This is a genomic window from Bacteroidia bacterium, assembly GCA_040880525.1.
Taxonomy (GTDB): Bacteria; Bacteroidota; Bacteroidia; order CAILMK01; family JBBDIG01; genus JBBDIG01.
In genome coordinates this window covers 1-26363 of the sequence record JBBDIG010000057.1, presented here as the reverse complement: position 1 = coordinate 26363, position 26363 = coordinate 1, and the positions used below count along the sequence as shown (strand labels likewise).

Sequence of the window (26363 nt, the reverse complement as noted above, 5' to 3'; positions counted from 1 at the left end):
AATCCGGCATGTTGAAGACACTGCGCCACCGTCATAAAAAGCTGCTGATCACTTTTGGCGTGTGTATTCCGTTTATCATTTTCTTTATCTTCTGCCTTCCCCATCCCCTTTTTGATGATCCTCTGTCAGCCGTAATCCTGGACCGGCAGGGGAATATGCTGGGCGCACGCATCGCTGCGGACGGCCAATGGCGATTTCCTCAAATGGAGACGGTACCCGAAAAGTTTGAAGCCGCCCTCCTGGCTTTTGAAGACAAAAGGTTCCGATATCATGCAGGCATAGATCCAATGGCTATTTGCCGTGCGCTGAAGCAAAATATAGAGCATGGCAGAGCGGTGAGTGGCGGCAGCACCATTACCATGCAGGTGATACGGCTGAGCCGGAGAGGACAGGATCGCAACATTGGCGAAAAAATCCTGGAGGCGGTCATGGCCGTGCGCCTTGAAACAAAATATTCCAAGGATCAAATTCTTGCCCTGTATACATCTTTTGCCCCATTCGGGGGAAATGTGGTAGGGCTTGAAGCGGCTGCCTGGCGCTATTTCGGACGAAGTGCGGCCAATCTTTCCTGGAGTGAGGCGGCAACACTTGCAGTCCTTCCAAACGCGCCAGCGCTCATGCATCCCGGTCGAAACAGGATTGCGCTGCAGGCAAAACGGGACAGGCTGCTGCAAAAACTCGCTGACCGGGACGTCATATCACAGCAGGACGGAGACTTGGCAAAAGCGGAGTTACTGCTGGAAAAACCACTTCCACTCCCCTCATTATCACCGCATCTGCTGGCAGGAACTGCAGCCGTTGAAGGCACGGCAGCCCTGCACGCCACCACTATTGACCTGCACCTGCAGCAGCGGGTGAACAGCATCCTGCAGCGTCATCAGGAAACTTTCTCGCAAAACCATATTTATAACGCTGCGGCTATTGTAGCCGATATTGAAACAGGGGAAGTGCTGGCTTACTCCGGCAATACAAATATGGTGGTTGCCGGAAAAGGCCAATGGAATGATATGATAAAGGCAGCACGCAGCACCGGCAGCCTGCTGAAACCGCTTCTCTACGCTGCCATGCTGAATGAAGGATATCTCCTTCCTAATACGCTGGTGCCTGATATTCCCACACAGATCAGTGGTTACGTCCCTAAGAATTTTGACGAAAAGTTTCAAGGTGCAGTCAGGGCATCAGAGGCAGTTGCGCGGTCATTAAATGTACCCTGCGTGAGGATGCTTCGGGATTACAGCTATGAAAAATTTCACTACCTGCTCCAAAGACTTGGCATGACTACGCTGGACAAACCTGCCGGGCATTATGGCCTGACAATGATCCTGGGAGGTTCGGAGGGAACTTTATGGGATATGGCCGGCATGTACGCATCTCTCGCCAGGAGGCTGAATCATTATCAGTCGGGCAGCCTTTACGCAAAAAACGACTTGCATCCATTGACCACTGATTTAGAAACAAGCAGAAAATGGCAAAGCGAAGAAAAAACATGGAGCAATGAAAGCGAAATCGGAGCAGGCGCCACCTGGCAAATGTTCAACGCGATGCAGGAGGTTAAGCGCCCTGAAGACGAGTTCTTCTGGCGGCAATTCAGTTCATCACGCCAAATAGCATGGAAAACCGGCACCAGCTATGGATTCAGGGATGGCTGGGCCATTGGCATCACGCCAACGCACGTGGTGGGAGTTTGGGTAGGCAATGCGGATGGTGAGGGCCGCCCCGATCTTACCGGCATAGCCACTGCGGGTCCGCTCCTTTTTGAGATTTTTGATCTTCTTCCCGAAACCGGCTGGTTTCCCACTCCTTTCGATGACCTGAAAAAAACGGCTACATGCAGGCAAAGCGGATATTTGCCCGGCCCCGCCTGTGATGAAATTGATACGCTGCTTCTGCCCTCCGCTGCAGAGCGAACGGATCCATGCCCCTATCATATTTTACTTCATCTGGATGGCACTCAGCAATATCAGGTAAACAGCCATTGCGAATCTCCATCAGACATGATCCACAAATCCTGGTTCATTTTGCCTCCGGTGCAGGAGTGGTATTTCCGTAACCACAATTCTGACTACCTCCCGCTTCCTCCGTTCAGGAAAGACTGCGATGGATCCGGGGGAACCGCTTCCGTTCAGGCAATGGAGTTGATCTATCCCGGAGAACCTGCCCGTATTTACGTGCCACGCGAAGTGAGCGGCCAGGAAGGCCGGACGGTTTTTGAAGTAGCCCATCGTAATCAGCACGCGGAAATATTCTGGCACCTTGACGATAAGTATGTAGGAAATACCAGGCACATCCATCAAATAGCCTTAAATCCTGCACCAGGCCCTCACTTGCTTTCTTTGACCGATAGCAACGGTGAGCGGCTTGAATTGAAATTCAGGATTATCGAAAGAGATCTTGACTGAAGACGGAAATGAGTAGTTGAAAAACAACCGCAGTTGCCGTCACGGCAGGTGGGAATAAAGCTGCAGAAAGTTTTGGATCCGGTTGCCTGGCCATCGGTAATTCCCTGACCAAAAATAGCGATGGCCCGCGAGGCCATCATTTTTAAATATCTTTGCACCTGCGTTGTGTGGAATAGTGTCTTGAGTTGATTCAAATTTCTCCTGCCGGACTTCCTCCTTCATAAAACATCAAAACCTTCATGAAATCTTATAAATACATTATAGCCGGTGGAGGTGTCGCTGCCGGGATTGCTGCACAAAAATTTATAGAACTCGGAGTAGGTAAGGGTGAACTCGCCATCATTTCGGACGACAATACAGAACCTTACCACCGGCCCCCGCTTTCCAAGGGATTTTTAGCCGGTAATGAGGAAAAGGAAAATCTTTATATTAATAAGAGCAGTTTTTATGAAGAGAATGGAATTGACGTGTTGCTCAACACGCTGATCACTGGCGCTGATTTCGCACAAAAAATATTGAGTACCGAAGGCGGTAAAGAAATAAAATACGAGAAGCTCCTGATCGCCACCGGTTCCCGGCTCAGGAAGTTTGATGTGCCGGGAATTGATCTGCCAGGGCTGCATTATCTGCGTACCATGAATGATTCGCGGGATATTCGCAGCAGCATGAAAAAAGGCAAAAAGGCCGTAACCATCGGAGGTAGTTATATCAGCATGGAAACTGCAGCGGTTTGCGCTCAGAACGGGATGGAGGTTACGATGGTGTTTCCTGAAAGAAGAGTAATGGAAAAATTCTTCACCCCTGAGATGTCGCAGTTCTTTGAAAAATATTTTAAGGAGCGGGGAGTTTCAATGATGCCGAATGAATCAGTTGCCTCTTTTTCCGGTATCAGGAAAGTGACGCTTGTGGTGTTACAATCCGGCCGGCAGGTAGGCGCCAACCTTGTGATTGCAGGCATCGGTGTGGATCCTGCTATTGAGCCATTCCGGCACACGCTCATAAAAATCAACAAAGGGATTGTGGTCAATGAATACCTCGAAACAAATCAACCCGATGTTTATGCGGCTGGAGATATAACCCGTTATAAGGATCTGCTATTTAATACAGACCGGAGGCTGGATCATTGGGACAATGCCAAATCCCAAGCCATCCATGCCGTCAATGTAATAATGGGAAAGCGCGAGCCCTACAATTATCTGCCGTATTATTTTTCTGAAGTATTCGATCTTTCTTTTGAATATTGGGGCGATGAAGAAGAGGCCGATGAGATCGTATACCGGGGAGATGTGGAAAGCAACAGCTTCAGCACCTGGTGGCTCAGCAATGGCCGGTTAATGGCCGCATTCGTAATGGGACGGCCAGAGGAAGAGCGCGAAAAAGCGCAGGAATGGATAAAGGAGAAAAAGATGCTGAATGGCGAAGAACTCGAAGCGGCAGAATCGCTGAGCGATCTTTAATTCTCCACCTTATATTTTCTGAATAGACTCTTGGTGCGCATGTGAAGCACGCCCAACACGGCTTCCTTAAAAATTCCCTTGCTCATCTTTGATGTGCCTTCTGTGCGATCAGTAAAAATGATGGGAACTTCCACTATATTAAATCCATACTTCCAGGCCGTGAATTTCATTTCAATCTGGAACGCATAGCCTTTGAATTTTATCTTCTTGAAATCAATGGCTTTCAGCACTTTCCTGGTATAACACATAAACCCTGCGGTGGTGTCCATCACCGGCATTTGGGTAACCATTCTCACATAATACGATGCAAAATAGGACATGAGTACGCGGCCCATTGGCCAGTTCACCACGTTTACCCCGGTTACATATCGCGACCCGATCGCGACATCAGCACCCCCGGTTGTACAGGCATCATAGAGCCGGATGAGATCTTCCGGGTTGTGCGAAAAATCACAATCCATCTCGTAGATAAAATCGTAGTCTCTTTTCAGCGCCCATTCAAATCCGGAAATGTATGCCGTGCCCAGGCCCATTTTTCCTTTTCTTTCTTTTAAAAAGAGCGACTGCGGATAAACTTTCTGCATGGCTTTTACGGCCTCAGCCGTGCCATCCGGAGAACCGTCATCAACAATCAGCACGTGAAATTCTTTGGGAAGGGTAAAGACCTTCTTGAGCATTTTTTCCACATTTTCAATCTCATTGTATGTAGGGATAATGACCAGGGAGTCGCTCAAGAAATTCTCTATTTTTGAAGATGAATCGCCCATCAGGAGAGGGCGCTGCAAATATATTAATTATCAACAACGGTTTGACTTCAGAAAAATTCACACAACAGCCAAAAAAAGCCATCTTTCTTGACCGCGATGGTGTGATCAATCGTGAACGTGGGGAATATACCTGGAAAATCGAAGACTTTGAATTCAATCCCGGTCTGGCAGAAGCGCTCAGAGAACTGCAATCCCGTGGATATAAGCTGATCGTCATCACCAACCAGGGTGGCGTTGCGAAAGGGCTATACGATCTTGAACAACTTCAGCAGGTTCACCGGTATATGGTGGATGCTCTGAAATCTGAGGATATACATATTGCTGATGTTTACTACTGTCCGCATCATCCTTCGGTCGGCAATTGCCTCTGCCGCAAGCCCAACTCGCTGATGATAGAGCGGGCGTTGAAGCAGCATGACATTTCTACCGGGAGTTCTTATATGATCGGGGATAAAGACCGGGACTGCGAAGCTGCTGCTGGCGCAGGGGTAAATGCCATCTTAATAACGCCCAATGATAATCTAGGGAGTTATCTTAATCTCATTGTCTGACCAACAGGCTATTTTTTCAGGGGAACACGCCTGTTATAAAACTCTCTGAGGCTGAAAAACCCTGAATCATCAATTACCTGCTCCACAGGCAAAACCTGAACGGTGGCTACCGTGCCATTCTGGGAAATATTCTTTGCCACCCAATCAGTCGCATCTTCTTCATGGCGCAAGGCTACTTTGAGCAAATAACGGGATCCGCTAAGGGCAAGCGATTTTTCAATACGGTATGCCTCGATGATGTTATTCACCTTCGTTATTTGCTCATCAAATTTTCCATCTGAATTTTCCCCCGATTTCAGGGTTACTTCCAGAAAGGCAAGCTGATCATACCCGATCCTGGCAAGATTAAAGAGGGCCCGGTAGCCTTTAATGATGTCATTTTTTTCAAGAATTTTCAGCCTGCGATGAAGTGGGCCTGCAGAAAGGCCCACCTTTGCTGACAGATCTTTGATCGTCATATTTCCCTGCGTTTGCAGCAGGTTCAACAATTCCAGATCAATCCGGTCGAGTTTGCTCTTTGGCATATTGTTATATTAAAGGATCAATTTTAAACACTTCAAGAACAAAAGGAGCTTTTGGTGGGAATAAAATTACTACGAAGCGAGAATTTTTAATTTTGTTTCGTTAAAAACAGCGAAAAAATTGGCAACAGTTCAAGTCGAAAAATTACTTAAATTATATGGTACGCAGCACGCTGTGGATAATATTTCTTTTTCAGTACAAAAAGGCGATGTTGTAGGCTTCCTGGGGCCGAATGGAGCTGGGAAATCCACAACTATGAAAATTTTGACCGGATATATTCTGCCAACATCCGGCACCGCCTCGGTTACCGGACATGATATTTATGACAATCCCCTTGGGGTAAGAAAAGCCACCGGATACCTCCCGGAGCACAACCCGCTGTACCATGAGATGTACGTGAAAGAATACCTCCGGTTTATCGGTCACCTGTACGGTTTGCGAAAAACGACCGACCGCATTGCTGAAGTGATAGATATGACCGGCCTGGGACTAGAGAAGCATAAAAAAATTGGCGCCCTTTCCAAAGGATACAGGCAACGGGTAGGCTTAGCGCAGGCCCTGCTTCATGATCCGGAAGTATTGATCCTGGATGAACCTACCTCCGGCTTGGATCCTAACCAGATTGTGGAGATCCGCAACCTGATCCGCGAAATAGGAAAAAGCAAAACCATCATTCTTAGTACGCACATTATGCAGGAGGTTCAGAGCATGTGCAATCGGGTAGTCATCATAAACCGTGGTAAACTGGTGGCAGACAGCACTACCGAAGAACTTATCTATCAATCTCAGGGGCATGAATTTGTCCGGGTTCAGTTCAAACATGAGGCGAATCTGGATGCCTTGAAACAAATTAAAAAGGTGAAAAGTGTGCAAAAGCAGGGACTCGTATATACAATTCGCGCAGAGGCAGGATATGAAGTAAGGGAACGGATTTTTCATTATGCCATGGAAACCGGGAACATCATTCTGGATATGCAAAAGGAAGGCGAGAGCCTTGAGAAAATATTCCAGGAATTGACCGTTTCCGGAAACAGGATACTGAGTGATGGCTAACATTTTCATCTACAAATACAATTTTTGTCCTTCCTGTTTTATTCATCACATTTTTTAGATAATCATTAACAAACCCGGATGATCGCGATTCTCAGAAAGGAGATCAACCTTTTCTTCAGTTCCCTTATTGCCTACATTGTCATTGCCGTTTTCCTGGTGATGAACAGCTTGTTTATCTGGATATTACCGGACAGCAGTGTACTGGAATTCGGTTATGCCACGCTTGATCAGCTATTTGAAGTAGCTCCCTGGGTCTTCATGTTCCTGGTTCCCGCCATTACGATGCGCTTCTTCGCGGAGGAGAGACGAAGCGGAACCATCGAGATCATTGCCACAAAACCGGTGAGCAACCTCCGCATTGTCCTCGGTAAATATTTTGCCGGCCTGGTGCTGGTGATCTTCAGCATATTGCCTACCCTGCTTTATTTCTATACCATCTATGTGCTTGCCGCCCCTGTGGGCAATGTGGATATAGGAGCTACAACAGGTTCTTATATCGGACTCCTCCTGTTGGGAGGCTGCTATGTGGGATTGGGATTGCTGGCCTCTTCAATTACGGATAATCAGATCGTGGCATTTATTGCCGGCCTGTTCCTGTGCTTCCTTTTTTATGCCTTGCTGGAGTGGCTCCGAAGTTTCACCGTAATGAGTCCATTGGATCCGGTACTGGAGGCTATTAATATTCAAAGCCATTATACCTCAATAAGCCGCGGAGTGCTGGACACCCGCGACCTCGTCTATTTTCTCAGCCTCATCGGGCTTTCTATTGGCATCACCAACACCATCATTGAAAGCAGAAAATGGTAAAGAAAAAGAACAGCCGGAAATATAAAGTGCAGGCGCTGGTGCATCTGACCATTTTGATTGCCATCATTCTCCTGCTCAACGTAATATCAACCTTTGTTTACAGCCGCCTTGATCTGACAGAGGACAACCGGTACACGCTCGGCTACTCCACAAAACAAATGATGCAGGGCCTGGACGACATCGTATATATTAAGGTCTATCTTGAGGGAGAATTGCCTGCAGGTTTCCGCAAGCTGCAGGAATCTACAAGGGAATTGCTGGATGAGCTTGAGGTATATTCAGGTGGAATGGTGCAGTATGAATTCATAGATCCTTTGGCGGGTAAAGATGCCAAAGACAAGCGCTACATTATGGAACAGCTTCAGGGGCAGGGACTGGAGCCGGTAGACCTGGAAGTAGCCGGAGACGAGCAAACCATCCGGAAAGTGATTTTTCCCGGAGCTATTCTTACCTATAGAAATCGCTCTGTTCCGGTGAGCCTTTTTGAGAATCAGATGGGAATGGCGCCCCTGCAAGTTCTTCATAATTCTGAAGTAGGCCTGGAATATCAATTGGCGAACGCCCTGAGAAGAGTCCGCAACACCTGGAAACCTGATGTGGCTTTTATCCACGGCCACGGAGAACTTGATACCATCCATACGGCTGACTTGCGCCAGGAATTGCGAAATTATTACCGTGTTTCTGATCTTAACCTCACGCAGTATAAGGTAGAAAAGCTTCAGGAGTATGAGGTCGCCATAGTAGCCAAGCCCGATACCACGTTTAGTGAAGTAGATAAATTTAAAATTGACCAGTTCATAATGAATGGCGGAAAAGTGCTCTGGCTTATTGACCGCCTGAAGGCTGACCTGCGGTCGCTCGGTCCGGACGGCACGGGCCTCACCAACGATTATCCGCTTAATATCACTGAAGACCTGCTCTTTGGTTATGGAGTACGCATCAATCCTGACCTTGTGCAGAGCATGCAGGCCGGATTTATCCCGATCGTTACGGGCACTTCCGGTGGAAGGCCACAAACGTCCCTTAAGAAATGGGTCTTCTACCCGCTTGCCGGAGAGGATGCACCGCACCCCATCGTAAAAAACAGCAATCCTGTGATGTTGAAATTCAGCAACTCTCTTGATACGGTTAAAGTGGAAAATGTTGAGAAAACGGTCTTGTTGAGTACATCCCCGAATTCACGGCTTGTCTATAACCCGGTGAGAATAAACCTGCAAATGGTGAGGGAAAATCCTAATCCTGCATTGTTCAATAAAGGACAGATCCCGGTGGCAATTCTTCTGGAAGGGAATTTCACCTCGGTATTCAGAAACCGCCTGGCACCTCAGACGTTGGAGTCGGGCCAGTACGGGGACGTCCGTGAAAAAAGCGATACTACGGCAATGATCGTGGTTTCGGATGGAGATGTGGCCAGCAGCCAGATTTCGCCTGACGGACGGCAGGTGCTGCCACTGGGCTATGACCGGTACACAAACCAAACTTTTGGAAACAAGACCTTTATTCTTAATTGCATAGATTATCTGGCCGGCCACTCGGGGCTGCTGGCACTGCGCACCAAAGAGATACGCATGCGCATGTTGGACCAGGCCCGCGTTAAGGAAAATAAAGTGATATGGCAGGTGATTAACACCGTGCTGCCGCTGGTATTCCTTATACTGTTCGGCATTATCTACAATTACGTTAGAAAAAGAAAATATAGCTGATGATAAAAAAGCTGATCATACCCATGCTCGTGCTGAGTTGCTTGGCAGTGCTTGCTTTTTATTTTATAAATAAAGAAGAAACTAAAGAACGGCCTGACAGGCAGGATTTTACGATAAAAGATACGGCAGCGGTGGACAGGATTTTCCTGGCAGACAGGATGGGAAACCGCATTACACTTACCCGCCAGCCCGACAATCGCTGGATGATGAATGATCAGTTCCTCGCCAACCAAAGTTATATTGACATTCTATTGACCACTATCAGGAAAATGGAAGTCAAGAACCCTGTGCCGCTAAGCTACAGGGAAGTGGCAATTAAGGAATTGGCTACAACAGGTACTAAGGTGGAGATCTATAAAGATGACGAGCTGTTTAAAACTTTTTATGTAGGAGGAAATACTCAGGATGAATTGGGTACCTACATGCAAATAGGTGGAGCCAAAGATCCTTATGTGGTGCATATTCCAGGTTTCAATGGGTATCTCAATACCCGGTTTGATGCGAATTTGAGAGACTGGAAAACGAAGGAGATCGTACCCTTGTCACCCGGAAATATCGCATCTGTTTCAATAGAATATCCACAGCAGCCTGAGTTTTCCTTTATCCTTCATGCCACCAAAGAGGGTGAATATCACCTTGCCAATCCTTCAGCCGGAACAGAAATGAGCCAGACCCTGCCACCGCCCGTTGCACGAACATATCTGGGAGGATTGAAAAATTTGCAGTTCGAGGGGTATGTACCGGGCGTGCGGAATGAACGGGCAGATTCGCTGTGGAATTCCGTTCCTATCGCCCGTATTGCCGTAACATCGCATAACAACCAAACCCGGAGGATGCGTGTCTTTCCTTCAGCTACCGCCCGCGATAATCCTATTTACCAGGACAGGATGTACCTGATGTTCGAAGAATCACCACGGGAGGTTACCCAGGTGCAGCAAGGAACATTTTCCCGGTTGTTGAAAACCTACCCCGAACTCGCAGGGCAGAAATAAATATATTTGCCCTCGCTTTCAGATTTACATTTTTAACCATTGAATTTTAAACGCCCAAACGCGTCAATACCATGAAATTTATAGCCTCCAGTTCAGCACTTCAGAAACATCTACAGCAGATAAACGGGGTCATCAGCACCCATGCTGTGATTCCCATTTTAGAGTATTTCCTCTTTGAAGTTGAGGAGGGAAACCTCACGATCACCGGCACCGACCTCGAAGTTTCCATGCGCAGCGTGATGGATGTGGAAGCCAAAGAAGACGGACGCATTGCCATTCCGGCCAGGATCATTCAGGACATCCTCAAAACGCTGCCGGATCAACCCGTTACTTTTACCATCAGCGAGGAAAATAATTCCATTGAACTTACCTCTGATAGCGGACGGTACAAGATTGCTGGAGAAAATCCTGAAGACTTTCCCCGTTTTCCCGAAGTTGAGAATGCTTCCAATATTTCACTCCCGGCAGGTGTGATGGAGCGCGCTATCACCTCCACCATTTTTGCCGTAGGCACGGATGAATTAAGACCGGCACTCACTGGGCTGCTCTTTAAGCTGGCTGAAAATGACATCACCTTTGTGGCTACTGATGGTAATAAGCTCGTGAAGTACCAGCGTCTGGAGACAGGTTCTGAATCTGAAGATACTTTCATTGTACCCAAAAAAGCTTTGGGCATTCTGCGCAATTCTTTGCCAGATGGAGACCAGGAAGTGAAGATGGAGTACAACAGCGTCAATGCACTTTTTACCTTCCGGAATATAAAGCTCATCTGCCGTCTGATTGACGAACGGTTCCCGGATTACAACGCTGCCATACCGAAGGAAGCGCCCAATATGCTCACCATGAACCGCACGCAGTTTATGAATGCGCTCAAGCGAATCTCCATTTTTTCTAATAAAACCACCTACCAGGTAAAGCTCACCATTGCCGGCAGCGAACTGCAGCTTAATGCCCAGGATATTGATTTCGCAAATGAAGCGCACGAGCGGCTCCAGTGCGAGTATGATGGACAAGACCTGGAAATTGCCTTCAACGCCCGTTTCCTTATTGAAATGCTGAGCATCCTCGATTCAGATGAGGTTACCATCGCACTCTCGGAATACAACCGGCCAGGCGTTTTGCGTCCTAAACCTTCAGAGGAGAACGAAGAAATACTGATGCTCCTGATGCCTATCGTAGTGAACGTATAAAACCGAAGCAATGGGTTCCACCCTTATCCGGAATGCCCGCATCGTAAATGAGGGCAAAACGCAGCAAGGCGATCTGCTGATCCGGGACGGTCGCATAGAGAAAATCGCAGACTCCATTACCGCGCCTTCTCACCAACACAAGATTGTGGAAGCGGAGGGATTATGCCTCCTCCCCGGTGTTATTGATAACCATGTCCATTTTCGCGAACCGGGCGTAACCCGCAAGGCTAATATTTATTCAGAATCCAGGGCGGCCGTTGCCGGGGGCGTAACTTCCTTTATGGAAATGCCCAACACGGTTCCTAACGCAGTGACCCTTTCGCTGCTTGAAGAAAAGTTTGCGCTGGCGCAGCAAAAGGCTTTTGCCAATTACTCTTTTTATCTGGGCGCCACCAATGATAATCTCGAAGAAATAAAAAAGGCCGATCCCGGTCAGATCTGTGGAATTAAAGTCTTTATGGGTTCCTCTACCGGCAATATGCTGGTAGATGATGAGCAAACGCTGGGAAAAATATTCAGCGAATCGCCTATGCTCATTGCCACTCATTGCGAAACGGAAGAGATCATTCTCAGAAATCTGGAACAGGCGAAGAAGCGGTATGGAGCGGATATCCCTTTTTCTGCCCATCCTGAGATCCGCAGTGTCGAAGCCTGCCTTTTGTCATCGCAAAAAGCCGTGGAACTGGCTCGGAAAAATAGTGCGCGGCTCCACATCCTGCACCTGACTACAGCCGAGGAAATTTCACTTTTTACCAATAAAATTCCTTTGGCTGATAAAAAGATCACGACTGAGGTGTGCGTTCATTTCTTGTGGTTTGATGCCAGCAATTATAATGAAATGGGCAGCAAGTTGAAATGCAATCCTGCTATCAAAGAGGCCCGCCACCGGGAGGCGCTGATGGCTGCCTTGCTGGAAAATAAAATTGATATTGTTTGCTCCGACCATGCGCCTCATTTACCGGATGAAAAAAATCGCCCCTATCTGGAAGCCCCGGCCGGAATTCCCTTGGTTCAGCATACATTGCCCGCCATGCTGGAGTTTGTGCATCAAAAAAAAATAACCCTCGAGCAGGTCGTGGAAAAAATGTGTCATGCCCCGGCAATGGTTTACCAAGTGGCGGAAAGAGGATTTATACGCGAAGGATATTTTGCTGACCTAACGCTTGTAGATCCCGAAAAACCAACATTGGTAGAGGCTAAAAATATTTACTATAAATGTGGCTGGTCTCCTTTTGAAGGTGAAATATTCCACGGGCAGGTGCTGAAAACCTGGGTAAATGGAAAACCGGTTTGGGAAAACGGAACATGGGGGGAAACTGCAGGGCAGCGCCTGCAGTTTAACCGGTAATTAATCTTTTTTATTTAAATTTTTAAACCTAAATCATAATTTTAATAAAACAATTAATATTTAAAAGTCAAATTAAATTTCCCTTGTTATGAGCCGAATTGCTATATTCCCCGGAAGCTTTGATCCAATTACGTTGGGCCATCTTGATATACTGGAACGGGCTGCAGATCTCTTTGATGAAATAATTGTGGCGATCGGAATTAATACCACAAAGCAATACATGTTTCCGCTGGAGAAACGAAAGGAAATGATAGCAGAAGCCCTGAAGCACAAACCTCACATACAGGTAGAAACATACCAGGGCCTGACGGTGGATTACTGCAGGCATCGTGGAGCAAAATTTATCCTGCGGGGATTGCGCAGCGCCCGCGACTTTGATCATGAAAGTGCCATCGCAGGAATGAACCGCGGACTGAACTCCGGCATCGAAACAATCTTCCTCATCAGCAGTCCGCAATACACCCACATCAGCTCCACCATCGTAAGGGAAATATTGAAGAACAAGGGAGATGTGAGTGGATTCGTCCCGCCAGGAACAGCCCATATTTACGAAAACCTATAGATAGTTTCTTCAGCGATTTTTATTAAGTTTGTTTTCATGCTCTTCTTCTTTTTTTTTAATTGAAGGCCCAAACCATGAAAAAATTCTTACTCCACCATGCTTTTACCCTCTTATGCGTCATAATCCTTTCCTCCTGCTCCACCTCCAGGGAAGCCGTTTATAGTAATGCTGAGCATTCTGGATTTGAAGCCGGTACTTCTTTGCCCGGTGTTGCTCCCCTGGCAATTGCAGAAAAAACGGAAGACCCAGGTAAAGTGAAGAAAGAGAAAAAGGATGCTCCAGTCCATCCATCTTTGGAACCATCCACATCAGTTGCAAGCTCCGAAAAAGCCAGTACCGGTAATTTTCTTGGGTATCGGAAAATGATGGAGGAGCAGGTTCTGCAAATCTTAATGGGCCATCACCAGCTTACCCGTGAGGATATAATACCCGCCCAGGAAGAACCTGACCCTGAACCGCGCTTAGATGCAATTTCCCTGATTGCTTTTATTTTAGGACTTCTGGCATTGTTACTCCTCGTACTTTCCCCCGGCCTATCAATTCTCTTATCGCTGGTAGCTATTGTTCTTGGAATAATTGGAATAGTCCGTACCAGTGATGAAGATCGGAAAGGTACTGGTTTCGCCATAGCAGGATTGATAATGGGAATAATTGTAATCCTGCTCGTTATTGCATTGGTTATATTAATCTTCCTGAGTTTTTTTTAGACTATTCGAATAAATGTCAGCATTTCCTTTCTTGGTTCTTAAATCAACTGAAAGGACTTGATGCTTTTCTGATTGTCACGTTCTGTTCGCGCTATCCAGTCTCAGTTAGCGCTCCCGTTAGCGCGCTTTTAGCGAAGCGCAACGCGTGCGGGCCGGGATTTCTGTACGAGACAGTTCGTGATTACCACCATACTATCAGGTAAGAAAGGCTTGTGCTAATTTCGAGAGTGAAACCCGGCAACACCCTGCCAGCATTCCTTCACTGGGCAGAGCCAATCGACTGAGCCAGGCGTTTACCCGGATGTGTGAATTTTGTAAGTCATTCCTTTATTTGTGTAACAATATTCAATTTTTATAATCTCACCTTTGCAGGCCGGAAATATTATCGACCAGGGCAACAAGAATGCAAAATTAATTGAGTAAATGTACATAAAAACGATTGAAAGTTTCGAGGTATTCTCGTTTCATTTTCAGATTGTAAAAACCTTGATGTAAATACAGTCACCCCATCTTACTACTCAGCCTGGCAACATCTCGCTGGCCCATTAACAATCTATAAAGGGAATCTTAAATTTCACATCACATTAAAATTTTAAATTAAAATGAAGAAAGCTTACTTAGCAATTATTTTAGTAATTGTAACCACTTCCACAATTTTTGCCCAAAGCCCCCTTCCGAAAGGACAAACACAATTGAACCTGGGGGTAGGCTTGTCAAGCTGGGGGATACCACTTTATATTGGCCTCGATCATGCCATTCATAAGGATGTTACCCTGGGAGGTGAAGTTTCCTATCGCTCGTTCAACGAACGCTTCAACGATCGTAACAGGTATAATCATTCCGTAATCGGAGTTTCAGGAAATGTTAATTATCACTTCAATAGCCTCTTGAATATCCCCAGCAATTGGGACTTCTATGCCGGGCTGAATATTGGGTTCTACTATTGGAATACAAGACATGACTATCCCGGACACTATAGGTCTGGCCTGGGCTTGGGTGCACAAGTTGGTGGACGCTATTACTTCACTGACAGATTTGGCGTAAACCTCGAGCTGGGCGGGGGTAATGCATTTTCCGGTGGTAAATTCGGTATTTCAGTAAAACTGTAATCGGGGAAACGCATAAACTGCTATCTGCAGGATTTCAAAAGGCGCTTCAAAACTGAGGCGCCTTTTTTTACATTCTGAGAGACGCTTGCTTAAGGGGATGGAGCACGACCTAATCTATACATTTAATAAGCACAAAAGTCAGCAATTTTTTTAGGACCCAGGAAGGTGGGATGTAAGAACAGCCCTTCATGTGAAGCAATTTCTGGTTTGTAACACGTTAGGCCTTACCAAAAAAGCGGCCATCTGCAAACCCGCCCTACTTTGTTGGTTTGTCTTCAAAGCTTATTATCAATCCATTGCAGTTTTAAATACTAAACTCTGAGAGAATTTAAGTATCAGTTTCTGTTTTGGTATAAAAGACGAAAAATGCTTTGTTTTTGGTAATTGCCGTATGTAATATTGCAGCCGGTTTTCGGGCCGGCCATTTCAATAAGGCATCGTTCTGAAACTGGTTTTTACGTTAAACCCAAAACAAAAGGGAAATAGGAAAACCCGGTTGATCGTGCGATCCACATGGTTGCGGGCTGCGGAAGTACCGAAAAATAAAGTGTGTTTCAATTATTTAATTTTATAAAAAACAAGATGAGACTATTAAGTACACTATTCACGGCAATCCTGCTAAGCTTTCCGTTATGGGGCCAGGTAAGCTTTACCTACAACCTTCCTTCGGGTTGTGCGCCACTATCCGTGCAGTTTACCAATACCAGCACGCAGGGCAACTATTATGAATGGAGCATTGGCAATAAGCAGTACTCTGAAGAAAACCCTACAGTGACCTTAGGTCCGGGTTATTATTTTCCAAACCTTACGGTGTGGGATACTACCGGTGGAGGTATGAATTATATTGGATGGTATAATTCACAGTTGATCCTGAAAGGCCTTGAAATACAAGGAGTGCCAGAAACTGAAGAACTTTGCGTGGGCCAGCCTTTTTCGCCCTATGCCTATACAAGCGGGTTTAATGAATGGGTACCTGTCAAAAATGTATCCTGGGATTTCGGTGATGGCGCCACCTCCACAGAAGAGTACCCTAGCCATGCATACTCTGGTATTGGCACATACACTCTTCGCCTTACTGCCACTACCGATTCTTGTGGCACTCAGGTACTTGAAAGGGAAATCAGGGTTGTGGACCAATTCACATTTCAGTCCTGGACCGGGATAAATGGCCCCTCCATCGCATGCCCCAATACCCTGCTGGATTTTTATGTTTCAATGGACGTAACCCCGCAAAGTATCATTTACAATTACGGGGATGGCACAATTGACACCATTTATAATGAAGCGATGTGGTCCGAACATAGTTACTCCAACACCGGAAATTATACCGTGAATGCAAAGATTATAAGCTACTGCGGCAACGACACTACCGTTTCTGCAATGGTATATATTGGCAATGATGTACCCGTTTCCAACGTATGGGGAATATCTGCCCCGGCTAGAATCTGCCCGGGTGCCGAAATTGATTTCTGGGTATTAATGTCTAACAGGAACTCCCATACTTATGCCTGGGATTTTGGCGATGGCAATACATCTCAAAAAGAAGGGCCAAGCCATTTATACAACATGCCCGGAAGCTACAATGTGTCAGTAACCGTAACCAACGCGTGCGGTAATGATACCACTGTATTCACTACGGTAGAGGTAAAAGATAACCTGCACATAACTGACGTTCACGGAATATCCGGAACGGAATCCGCTTGTCCGGGAGATGGTATGGATTTTTGGGTAGGTGTCTCATATGGCGAAACCTATTCTTATGAATGGAACTTTGGTGATGGAAACACTTCCGTATCCCAAAGCCCTGAGCACGTCTATACAACAGCCGGAACTTACAACGTAAGCGTAAAGATTACCAACAAATGTGGAATGGACACTACGGTTTCCACAACCGTTGATGTGGTTACTGACCTCAGGATTGACTATGCCGAAATTTATGTGCCCAGCGGGATATGCCCCGGTGACCAGGCTGAGTTTTATGCCATTACCGACAATGGCAGCACATACGATTACGCCTGGGACTTTGGCGATGGAAACAGTGCCACAAGCCGTTACCCCCGCCATAGTTTTGCTGATACCGGCACTTATAACGTAAGCGTGAAAATAACCAATGGTTGCGGCAATGACACTACATTAAGCAAGATGGTAAAGGTAGGCGGCAACTTACCGTTATCTACCAGCGATATTGATTTTGACCATGCCGGCTACAGTCGCTACTGCCCTGGCGATCTGGTGACATTTTTCCACTATATGGGCAACATGGACGTTTCCATTGATTTTGGGGATGGCACTGCACCCACTACTGATTTTGTTGAAATAGAAATAGAAGAAGAATATTTTATTCCAATAATTACTCATACCTACAGTGCCCCCGGCACATACACGGTTACGCTTACAGCAACCAATGGTTGTGGCAGCACAGCTTCAAATACGCTGGAAGTTGAAATCGGAAATGGCGTGGAAGCCGAAATTGACATTTCCTGGACAGATTCTACCGGCAACAGCAGCATCATCACTTGTGAGCCTGTTTACTTCTATCCTGAAGCACAAGGTGGAGAAGTAGCCTGGGATTTTGGGGATGGCAATACGGCAAAATCAAAGGAGATCCGCGTAAAGCATGTTTACGTTAATCCCGGAACATATATGGTAAAAGCCACCGTTACCAATGGTTGTGGCCAAACAGCCACTGAAAGCATCGAGGTGGTTGTGACCGGGGATTCTTGTAAAAGGGTAGGTATTATCGAAAGTGCCACTTCATTGGCTTTTGATATTTACCCCAACCCCGCTTCCTCTTCCGTTACCGTTGCTTTGGAAAGAACCCAATTTGCCAAAGTGCAAGTGGAGCTTTACAATATGACCGGGAAAATGATGCATCAAACACTGCTGACTTCTTCTCAGGCAGAAATTAACCTGTCAGGCTTTGCACCTGGTGTTTATTTATTAAAAATAAATGCTGACGGCCGACAAGCTGTACGGAAAGTTGTGATAAAGTAAACTTCACAATTATTCATTTAGAAAAGCCCGGCCCCTTTTGCCGGGCTTTTTTTATGCGCTTCTCTGGACGCCACCCGTTCGCGCGCGTTTAGCGAAGCGTAACGCGTGCGGTCCAGGATTTCAGGACGAGACAGTGATAGCTGATAGCGTTCTTTATTCTATTTTCTCAATTTTAATATTTTATCATAAATCAATACACCACAAATTGCCCAAATAGTCACAGCAAATGAAGTTATTGTTTTAGAAGCTAAATACATGTTTTCGTATCCATGGGGTGTATCTTCACCGTTGTCGAGTGTTATCGAACCGATTAGTCCGGGAATCAATGATGGAAGATTGATCAGAGTTAAAAACCAGGGTTTTAATACTAAAATACCAGATAAAATTTATCCCCAGAAGGCGGTACGGTATAGAATCCATACGGCATTGTGCAAGATTCTTTGATGATTTTAAAACAGAAAAATTAAAAAAGTGTAATTTGCTGATTCTTTAATCTGAAAACATGAAACCCAGTCCCCATTTCTTGTGGTGCAGGATTAACCTTTTAGAGTTATTTAAAGAGCGGGGGGTAATTCCCCTGCTCTTTTTATGCTTGTTGCCGGGGTGGGGGCTTTCCCAAAACCTCGTGCTAAACCCGGGATTTGAAGAAGAAGATCCAAATCGTCCGATATTTTATTGGGACCGTGGAGCGAAATATTGGACTGTTTCCACACCTGGGCGCTCCTACCAATATTATAGTGATTCCGCCATCGATCCCGGATATCGGCCTCCTCATCTTCATGGTGCATTTCAGTACCCTCGCACAGGCAGGGCATTTGTTAATGTGCTAATGCTTGGATTTAATTGTGGTAATAGAAATCATGAGTGCCGCTCCGAAGTGACAGGAGAATTGAAAGACACTCTTCAAAAAGATATGCTTTACCATGTCCGAATGCACGTAAACTTAAAAGTCATTAGTAATAGCTCCAATGCCATCTCAGATGTAGGACTTCAATTTTACAAGGAACATATTTTTTTGCGGGACACGTATTTGATTGATCTGAACAGTCTGCCGCATATTGCCAACCCCCCGGACAACTACCTGGATGACACGGCAGGATGGATGACGGTATCTGGCCTGCACCGGGCAGAAGGATGGGAAAAGGTTTTCATTATCAGCAACTTTGCAAAGGCCGGCATGACCAACCATCTCCCAATTTTATTAGTGCCACAGATTTATTACCATTTTGACGACATCTCCGTGCAAACCCTGCAGCTTGGCCCTGACACCTCTATTTGCCATGGCGATCAAATTGTCCTTAGGCATTATTTCAATTTTGATGATGCCGTAATCCTCTGGTCAGACGGCAGCACGGGCGACAGCCTTGTAGTGGATTCGCCCGGCACTTACTGGTGCAACGTTACCATTGACGGCCATACCTTCACCGACAGCATTGTGGTGGACGGCTCAGGCTATTTCTCCTTCCAGTTACCACAGGATACGGTGCTTTGCCACGGCAGCAACCTTAATATCACCCTTCCTGACGGGCCGGACTACATGTGGCAGGATGGCCAAACCGAGCCGGATTATGTCATTTCGCAATCCGGCCGTTACAGCGTCACCGCTACCCAGGGATCCTGCAAGGCATCAGGCGAAGTCTTTGTCCGGTTCGAGGCCGAGCCTCAAAACATCCTCCCAGATTCAATTCTCCTTTGTACCGGCCAGTCCGTTACCCTCAATGTAGGCCATGCTGATGGCAGCCTATTATGGGATAATGGATCAACAGGAAAGGAAAGGCAGGTGAGCACCGGTGGCACCTACAGCGTTACAATTACCAATGCATGCGGTTTACCCATGAAACCCTGATTTACGAAAAGCAATGCAGTTGCCGCGCCTTTGTGCCCAGCGCCTTCAGCCCCAACAATGATGACAGGAACGAACTATGGCGTCCCATACTGGAATGCGCTCCACAGCAATACTCCCTCCGCATCTTCAACCGCTGGGGCATGGAAGTATTCTTCACCAATAATGTGGAAAATGGCTGGGGCGGTAAATCGGCCGGAAACCTCCTGCCCGAAGGCACCTATGCCTATACCCTTCGCTACACGCCCGCCCTGCCAATCCTGCCCGCTGAAACCATTACAGGGACAATGCACCTTATCCGCTGAAATAAGGAGAGGTAGTTAAGAAAGTCGCGGCAGGTAGTCTTTCAGAAAATCATGGATGGAGCAGACCCGTACATTTTCTGAAACCGGATAGTCGTCACTTCCCGGGGTAAGGATAAAGGTGTTTGGCACTTCCAGGGTCTTCACGGCCTCGGTCAGTCCCTTGGTGGTTTTGGGGGCATTGCTTCGCTTTATCTCAATGGCAGCAACAGGTTGCAGGCTGTTCACAAGCAATAAATCAATCTCAGCACCGTCCTGCGTCCGATAGAAATAGTGCTGTAGATTGCCTGGCATTGATTGCACTATCATCTCAATGGCCATTCCTTCAAACGAGCCTCCGGCCACGGGGTGTGCGGCAAGGGCGTCAAAATGCCGGATGTGCAGGAGCGAGTGCAGCAGGCCACAGTCCTTTACGTAGAACTTAGGTGATTTCACCAGCCGCTTTTTTACATTTATATAAAATGGCTCCAACCTGAATATGAGAAAGGCTGCTTCAAGATACTCAATCACCTCAATGACTTTTTGCCGGGTAATGCCCAGCGATTTCGAAAGGAGGCTGACATTGGTGATGGAACTCTGGCTGTGGCCGATCATGGTCCAGAGCCTTCGCACCACAGGTTGCGGTACAGAAAGTCCCAGCATCGGCAAGTCACGAAACAGGTAGGCCTCCAGCAAATCAGCAAGCCATTCTGAGGCAGCTTCATCATCGGGGGCAAGCAAAGCATCGGGATAGCCGCCCCGGAGCCAGCGGGTGTTAAGCGCAATTTCCGGTGCTTCCAACAGCGATATTCCTCCCAGATGGAGATAACTTATCCGCCCGGCAAGAGATTCAGCACTATCGCGGATAAAGTCCGGGGAAGCCGATCCGGTGAGCAAAAAGCGGCCGGACTGGCGGTTTTCATCAATTAATACCCGCAACAAGGGAAACAACTCCGGCTTTCGCTGTATCTCGTCAATTACCACCAGCTTATCCTGCTGCGACCGAAGATAAATGCCCGGATCATCCAGCTTATTGAGGTCGTCCGCATCTTCCAAGTCCAGCCACACAGCCGGTTTGGAAAGTTCTTTAGCAATCTGCCTGGCAAGGTAGGTTTTGCCCACCTGCCTGGGTCCCAATATCGCCACAGCCGGGGAGCGTGACAGCTTCTTGCGTATACCTTCCGCAGCCGTTCTTTGAATCTGTTCCATTTATCCCTGCAATTTGTCCAATTTAGATGCAATTTACAGGGAAAAAATAAAATATCCCTGCAATTTGCATAAATGTAATAATACATGCAGGGATTTTAAGGCTAAGGGAAGATCGCCACGCATTTCCGGGGCAAGTAGAATCACCGGAAAACTTGATGGATAAATTTCTCAGGGACGATGGCTTTGCTCCAAAATCAACTTTCGGTGCTTAGTGCTTTTCCAGGAGCTTCCTCTTCTATGCTCAACCCTTCCTGACGAGGAGCTTCCAGATCCCGCTCCCGGTTTTCTTTAATTGATTCCATCGCTGAATGGGCTATATATCCACAGGCAATGGCATGGGCTGCGGCAGCCTCTGTATTTTCCACTACCAGCATTTCAACTCCTTTCGTGTGCATGGTGCGTGCAATTTCCTGCACTTCCCGGTGCCGCTTGTTGTGGCTCACGTCTCGGATGTATATTGCCTTTATCCTTCCGGGGAATTCTTCCACTGCCTGGCTATAAAGCTCTGCATCGTGCTGGCCGCTGTCTCCGATCAGGATAAAGTCAAGGCCATGAAAGGTCGTGAGGATGTGACGTATTTTCACAAGTTTATGGTCGTGATTTCCACCGCCTGATTTCCATACCTTATACCAGTCGTCCTTGAGTGTTTTGAGCAAAAATGGTCCTTTTGGAATTCCCTGCACAGCACAGAAGTCGGCAAGCAGGTCGTAGAGGTTCCATTCGCTGCTGCTCACAAAAAATATTGGATTAAAGCAAAGACAGTTCTTCCCCTCCTGCAGCGCCCGGTAAAAAGCTGCCACGCCCTCAAAAGGCAGGCGCGTGTGGGCATTCTTCAGCATCAGCAACCTGAATTTCTTCCAGGTATTGGTGGCGTGAGAGATCAGGATCGTATCGTCCACGTCAGAGATGATTCCAAAATTGCTCTCCCGCTGCAGGATCATCACCTCGCCTAAGGCAACCACAGGCTCCTGGTTTACCATGATCCTATCGAGCAACTCAATCTGCACAGGGTGCCATGCCGTTTCATCACTGATATCTCCGTTCAGGAAAAATCGTGCTTCGAAAAATCCCTGTTCATCGGTTTCCACCACTTCCTCATATCCATAAAAAGTAACCTTCACCTGTACGCCAGGGATTACGTCACTCTTGAAGCGTTTGTACATGGCCAGGATATTTTGCCAGATCTTATCGCTCTCTTCCGGCTGGGCCAGCCCGCGGTCTTCCAAAACCATCCCCCTGACGCAAATCTCATCCTGATTGCCAAATCCTCTGAAAGGCAGGATTTTCGGTGTCTCCAGCCAGCCAAAGGTTTGCTTCGCCCCCAGCCTCAACTTTCTGATTGGATTCCCTACCTTCTTCGCTAATCGTCTTAATGGTTTCTTTAGCCTGACCACAATTAATTTTTCCTTTTGAATAAAATAAGGATATAGATTGGCAGAATGTTGCATAAAAAGCAATTCCCCGATTCCTCCTGCTGAGAATACCGGAAACGAGTATTTAAAAGCCTTTATCCCTTCGGGGTCATAAAACAAAACACCAGGAATTATTTACTCAAAATTCGGCCTTTGCTATTTTAAAACCGGGCGTTAAGAGTCAAGATGAAGTTCCTGCCGGGCGCTGAAATACCTGAGGCGAATGGCCGGTAGCGCTGGTCAGTCAGGTTTTCGATCCCTGCACTGGCGCCAAGCATTTTGGTAAACTGGTATTGCGCCTTAAAATTCAGCGTGTACCATGAGGGAGAATAGGTATCGCCATTCCCGTCCAAAGCATAGATTTCAGTTTTCTGCTGCTCTTCAGCAGGCAGCTCCAAATGCGACTTTTCCCCCTGGTACATGGCATAGAGTTGCAGGCTCAGATCGTTTGCTTTGAAGTTTAGCCGCGAAACACCAAACATTGGTGCTGCATGGCGTGAAGCACTTGAGGAGCCATCATCAAGTTCTTCCTCGCCTTGCTGGTAGTTCAGGTCAGACGAGAACCTGAATCCGGCACCAAGCCTGAATTCAATGCCGGCCTGAATTCCATATATGTTGGCTACGGCTGCATTCTGAATGGCCTGTACCCGGCTCAGTTCCCCCCGGTATATAATACTGTCCTGGCCGTTCAGCGAGAAATTCCGCCTTACGAGCGCATTTTCCAAAAGCGTATAGTAGCCGGTTATGTCCAGCTTCAGCCGGTCCCCGAAAACCTTTGCAATGCCCAGGTCGAAATTATAGGCATATTCCGCTTCCAGACCAGGATTAGGAACGGTAACCGCCCCTGGCTCAGAATCGAACACCTTGCCCAAATCATCCACATTGGGCGAGCGGAAGGCAGTACCGAAACTGGCACTGAAAACCCAGGTTTCAGACGGACGAAAAACGGCACCTGCACTACCTGTTAAGGAGCCGCTGTTGATGTTGGCGGTGGTAAATGGAAATGGGTAAAAGGTGGTATCGAAATCGGCATCCAATGCAAACCGGTTGTAGCGCAGCCCCGCCTGCAAGGTTAATTTCTCGGATACCTTAAACTGGTCTTGTACAAACGCGGCCATGCTCTGCCACTGCGCTTGCGGATAGCGCGCTGGCCCGGGCATTACATTTCCCGTTTCAATATTCCTAACCACACCCGTAGATGCCACATCGTTCAGGATATATTCCACACCGTAGGTCACCGTGTTTTTAGCACCCGTTGCCTTTATGAAATCAGCACTGACGGAGTATGCCATCACCTCCTCAGCCTGGGTAGTCCTGGTGGCGTCATTCAATACGCGGTCAATACGGCTTTCTCCAAATGTTTGCTGCGCCAGCCGGAGGGTAAAGTCGTCATACAGTTCATTGTTCCCGCTGTGGGTAATGTTCAGGTTGTTCATCATCCACTTTTGCGGGCCATAGTTCCATTCTGCGTACCGGGGCTGTCCGTTCCGCAACCTGTTGTGCCTGTCATAGCGGCCATAGGGTGATGTTTCTGAGAAATGAAAACCATAAACAAAATCCCACTTTTCGTTTGGTTTGAACCTCACCTTCTGCATTATATTTATTTGAGAATAGGCTGATGGCACCTGGAGCAGCGGGTCGTCCTGGGTTATTATCCTGTCCATGCTGCCAATGCGCTGCACGTAAACGGGCTTTAAATAATCGTCAGGCCCGTGGCTGCCCTGGCGCAAGTGGTCGTAATCGAATGAGCTGATGCTGCTTACAAACGCCCACTTTTTCCAGCCAACATTAATATCGAAGTGCGCTGTCCGTTCATTGTTGGCGGATGAATATCGTGTAACGACCGTGCCTGCAATCAGTGGGTTGTCCTTCAAAGAAAGCTGCGGTGAGAGCGTCTGAAAGCTCATCACACCACCAATTGCATCGCTGCCATACATTACTGAGCCAGGGCCAAAAAGCACTTCAGTATTTGCAATGGCGAAAGGATCCAGGGAAATTACGTTCTGGATATTGCCGCTACGGAATATCGCGGTGTTCATTCTCACGCCATCAATGGTGTAGAGAAGGCGATTCGTGGCAAAGCCTCTGATCATGGGGCTGCCGCCACCCTGCTGGCTTTTTTGGATAAACACCTTGCCTGAAATCCCCAGCAGATCAGCAGCCGTTTGCGGGTTTTGCAGCGCTACTTCCCGTGGGGAAATGGTCGCGACTTTTGAGGGCGTATTGCCAGACGATTGCCGCCACCGCGTTGCTGAAAATACCACTTCATCCAGGTTAAGAACAGAAGGTTCTAGTTGAATAATGAAGGATGAATTTTCAATTTCAGCAAAGCTTTTTACCACGGCTTTATAGCCAAGCCGGGTGATGTGAATATGAGCCGCACCTTTAAATTCCGAAATATCGGCCTGGCCTTCTGCATTGGTTATGGCATAGGCCCGTGGGTTTTCACTTATCAGGTTTACAATTTCCACAGGTTGATTGGTTTCCCGGTCTTTGATGGTCAAAATCTGGGCACTCCCGGCCAAAGCAAAGCCCAGGAAGAGACAGAGCATTAAAATAATCTTCATGCTTGTTTCTAAATTAAAATTTAAATGAGAATCCTATTTTAAAATAATGGAAGAAGATTAGATGAAAACACTACGGTTTTCATCTATTGCTCCTGCATTAATTCATAATAGAAAAAAGCGTAATATGACCATTCACCCCTTAGCAAGAAATTGCAGGAAATGCCATACACAGAAAAGTTGGAAGGGGTCAGACAACCTGCGGAGGTGGTGATTCCGGTGCTTTTATCCAAGTAGAAATGGAAAAGCTGTAGACCCTATAATGGAGATCAACAGAATTTATGGTAGAATTAAATTCTCCATATTCAGCAAGATATACGAATGTAAGAAACCGGGAAAATACCTGTGAGCGCTGCCGTTGATAAGGATTTGTTTGCACCTCCAGCCCCGTGAGCTTGTCAATCCGGGCGTATATTTTCGATTCCTTAAAGTCGTGGATGCAGTAAAAGTACATAGTGTCACCTAATTCTTCTTGCCTCACGATGTCATACATTTCGCCATAGTGACGGAATTCCCTGCCGTGCTTTGTCCATGTAAATGTTTCCGTGGAGGCAGCCCCCGTCTGGTATCTGTGAAATTTCAGCAGCGTAAGTTGATCCTCCGGAACGCCCTTTTCGATGCGCTTTTTCATCTCTTTCCTCACTTGCCACTGTTGGAACTTAGCGACAACAAGGTATCCTCCCGAGGTGCAGATCAGGAGCACAAGGAGCAATGCAGTTATGGAATTGAAGAATTTCAAGGGTATATATAGGAAAGTGCAAAATTACTAAGAAGACCGTGCTACTCTGTGTCCGGTTATAAAATGGTCTGGAAAGAACGATTGGTCTACCTAATTCAGTGGGTGTGTAATCGGAACTCTGTCCGGGCAGCTTCCTGGGCGGGGGCGCCCCCGC

22 protein-coding genes are annotated in these 26363 nt (G+C 47.0%); 16 read left to right on the top strand and 6 right to left on the bottom strand.

From position 1 onward, the window contains the following. The first annotated feature begins 8 nt into the window (after positions 1-8). Together pbpC and WD077_15430 are read left to right on the top strand one after the other, a co-directional pair. On the top strand, positions 9-2399 hold the full coding sequence (pbpC, locus tag WD077_15435; GenBank protein ID MEX0968624.1) for a penicillin-binding protein 1C: 2391 nt from the start codon (positions 9-11) through the stop codon (positions 2397-2399). A 239-nt stretch (positions 2400-2638) separates the two neighbouring features. Then, positions 2639-3856, top strand: coding sequence for an FAD-dependent oxidoreductase (locus WD077_15430; GenBank protein ID MEX0968623.1), 1218 nt, complete (start codon positions 2639-2641; stop codon positions 3854-3856). On the opposite strand, the gene WD077_15425 is transcribed toward WD077_15430, so the two are convergent. Continuing rightward, the gene (locus tag WD077_15425) at positions 3853-4590 is read right to left on the bottom strand and encodes a polyprenol monophosphomannose synthase (protein MEX0968622.1); all 738 of its coding nucleotides are present in this window, start codon (positions 4588-4590) and stop codon (positions 3853-3855) included. The two genes, WD077_15430 and WD077_15425, sit on opposite strands and share 4 nt — an antisense overlap. A gap of 20 nt (positions 4591-4610) precedes the next feature. Here WD077_15425 and WD077_15420 point away from each other — a divergent pair, with 20 nt between their 5' ends. Then, the gene (locus WD077_15420; GenBank protein MEX0968621.1) at positions 4611-5174 is read left to right on the top strand and encodes an HAD family hydrolase; all 564 of its coding nucleotides are present in this window, start codon (positions 4611-4613) and stop codon (positions 5172-5174) included. 8 nt (positions 5175-5182) lie between these two features. On the opposite strand, the gene WD077_15415 is transcribed toward WD077_15420, so the two are convergent. After that, positions 5183-5698: an Lrp/AsnC family transcriptional regulator gene (locus tag WD077_15415; GenBank protein MEX0968620.1), complete on the bottom strand. Its 516-nt coding sequence runs from the start codon at positions 5696-5698 to the stop codon at positions 5183-5185. 118 nt (positions 5699-5816) lie between these two features. Between WD077_15415 and gldA the strand changes: the two genes are divergently transcribed. The 13 genes from gldA (at position 5817) to WD077_15350 (ending at position 20309) form a co-directional block, all read left to right on the top strand. Then, a complete protein-coding gene (gene gldA, locus WD077_15410) occupies positions 5817-6749 on the top strand; it encodes a gliding motility-associated ABC transporter ATP-binding subunit GldA (GenBank protein ID MEX0968619.1) in 933 nt (310 codons plus the stop codon). Positions 6750-6827: 78 nt separating this feature from the next. Further along, positions 6828-7556, top strand: a complete 729-nt coding sequence (gene gldF / locus WD077_15405) for a gliding motility-associated ABC transporter permease subunit GldF (protein ID MEX0968618.1) — start codon at positions 6828-6830, stop codon at positions 7554-7556. Further along, entirely contained in the window at positions 7550-9259 is a 1710-nt protein-coding gene (gene gldG, locus WD077_15400) for a gliding motility-associated ABC transporter substrate-binding protein GldG (GenBank protein MEX0968617.1), read from the top strand. Before gldF ends, gldG begins: the two co-directional genes overlap by 7 nt. After that, complete coding sequence (locus WD077_15395) at positions 9259-10251, top strand: DUF4340 domain-containing protein (protein ID MEX0968616.1); 993 nt, start codon at positions 9259-9261, stop codon at positions 10249-10251. The genes gldG and WD077_15395 overlap by 1 nt, the downstream gene beginning before the upstream one ends. 71 nt (positions 10252-10322) lie before the next feature. Next, positions 10323-11441, top strand: coding sequence for a DNA polymerase III subunit beta (dnaN, locus tag WD077_15390; protein ID MEX0968615.1), 1119 nt, complete (start codon positions 10323-10325; stop codon positions 11439-11441). A 10-nt stretch (positions 11442-11451) separates the two neighbouring features. Further along, complete coding sequence (locus tag WD077_15385; protein ID MEX0968614.1) at positions 11452-12789, top strand: dihydroorotase; 1338 nt, start codon at positions 11452-11454, stop codon at positions 12787-12789. Between the two features lie 88 nt (positions 12790-12877). After that, positions 12878-13351 (top strand): pantetheine-phosphate adenylyltransferase, encoded by a 474-nt coding sequence (coaD, locus tag WD077_15380; GenBank protein ID MEX0968613.1) that lies wholly within the window; start codon positions 12878-12880, stop codon positions 13349-13351. A gap of 74 nt (positions 13352-13425) precedes the next feature. Then, complete coding sequence (locus WD077_15375) at positions 13426-14058, top strand: DUF4190 domain-containing protein (protein MEX0968612.1); 633 nt, start codon at positions 13426-13428, stop codon at positions 14056-14058. A gap of 602 nt (positions 14059-14660) precedes the next feature. Beyond that, entirely contained in the window at positions 14661-15167 is a 507-nt protein-coding gene (locus tag WD077_15370) for a hypothetical protein (protein MEX0968611.1), read from the top strand. Between the two features lie 582 nt (positions 15168-15749). Beyond that, the gene (locus WD077_15365; protein MEX0968610.1) at positions 15750-18161 is read left to right on the top strand and encodes a PKD domain-containing protein; all 2412 of its coding nucleotides are present in this window, start codon (positions 15750-15752) and stop codon (positions 18159-18161) included. A 641-nt stretch (positions 18162-18802) separates the two neighbouring features. Further along, a complete protein-coding gene (locus WD077_15360; GenBank protein MEX0968609.1) occupies positions 18803-18991 on the top strand; it encodes a hypothetical protein in 189 nt (62 codons plus the stop codon). A 101-nt stretch (positions 18992-19092) separates the two neighbouring features. After that, positions 19093-20007 (top strand): hypothetical protein, encoded by a 915-nt coding sequence (locus WD077_15355; protein ID MEX0968608.1) that lies wholly within the window; start codon positions 19093-19095, stop codon positions 20005-20007. Continuing rightward, the gene (locus WD077_15350) at positions 19983-20309 is read left to right on the top strand and encodes a gliding motility-associated C-terminal domain-containing protein (GenBank protein ID MEX0968607.1); all 327 of its coding nucleotides are present in this window, start codon (positions 19983-19985) and stop codon (positions 20307-20309) included. The genes WD077_15355 and WD077_15350 overlap by 25 nt, the downstream gene beginning before the upstream one ends. Positions 20310-20324: 15 nt before the next feature. Here WD077_15350 and WD077_15345 read toward each other — a convergent pair whose 3' ends face one another. From WD077_15345 to WD077_15330, 4 genes are all read right to left on the bottom strand, one after another. Beyond that, the gene (locus WD077_15345; GenBank protein MEX0968606.1) at positions 20325-21494 is read right to left on the bottom strand and encodes an ATP-binding protein; all 1170 of its coding nucleotides are present in this window, start codon (positions 21492-21494) and stop codon (positions 20325-20327) included. A 194-nt stretch (positions 21495-21688) separates the two neighbouring features. After that, a complete protein-coding gene (locus tag WD077_15340; GenBank protein ID MEX0968605.1) occupies positions 21689-23026 on the bottom strand; it encodes a phosphatase domain-containing protein in 1338 nt (445 codons plus the stop codon). A 41-nt stretch (positions 23027-23067) separates the two neighbouring features. Next, positions 23068-25473: a TonB-dependent receptor gene (locus WD077_15335; protein ID MEX0968604.1), complete on the bottom strand. Its 2406-nt coding sequence runs from the start codon at positions 25471-25473 to the stop codon at positions 23068-23070. A gap of 187 nt (positions 25474-25660) precedes the next feature. Beyond that, positions 25661-26209: a hypothetical protein gene (locus tag WD077_15330; protein MEX0968603.1), complete on the bottom strand. Its 549-nt coding sequence runs from the start codon at positions 26207-26209 to the stop codon at positions 25661-25663. Positions 26210-26363 lie beyond the last annotated feature (154 nt).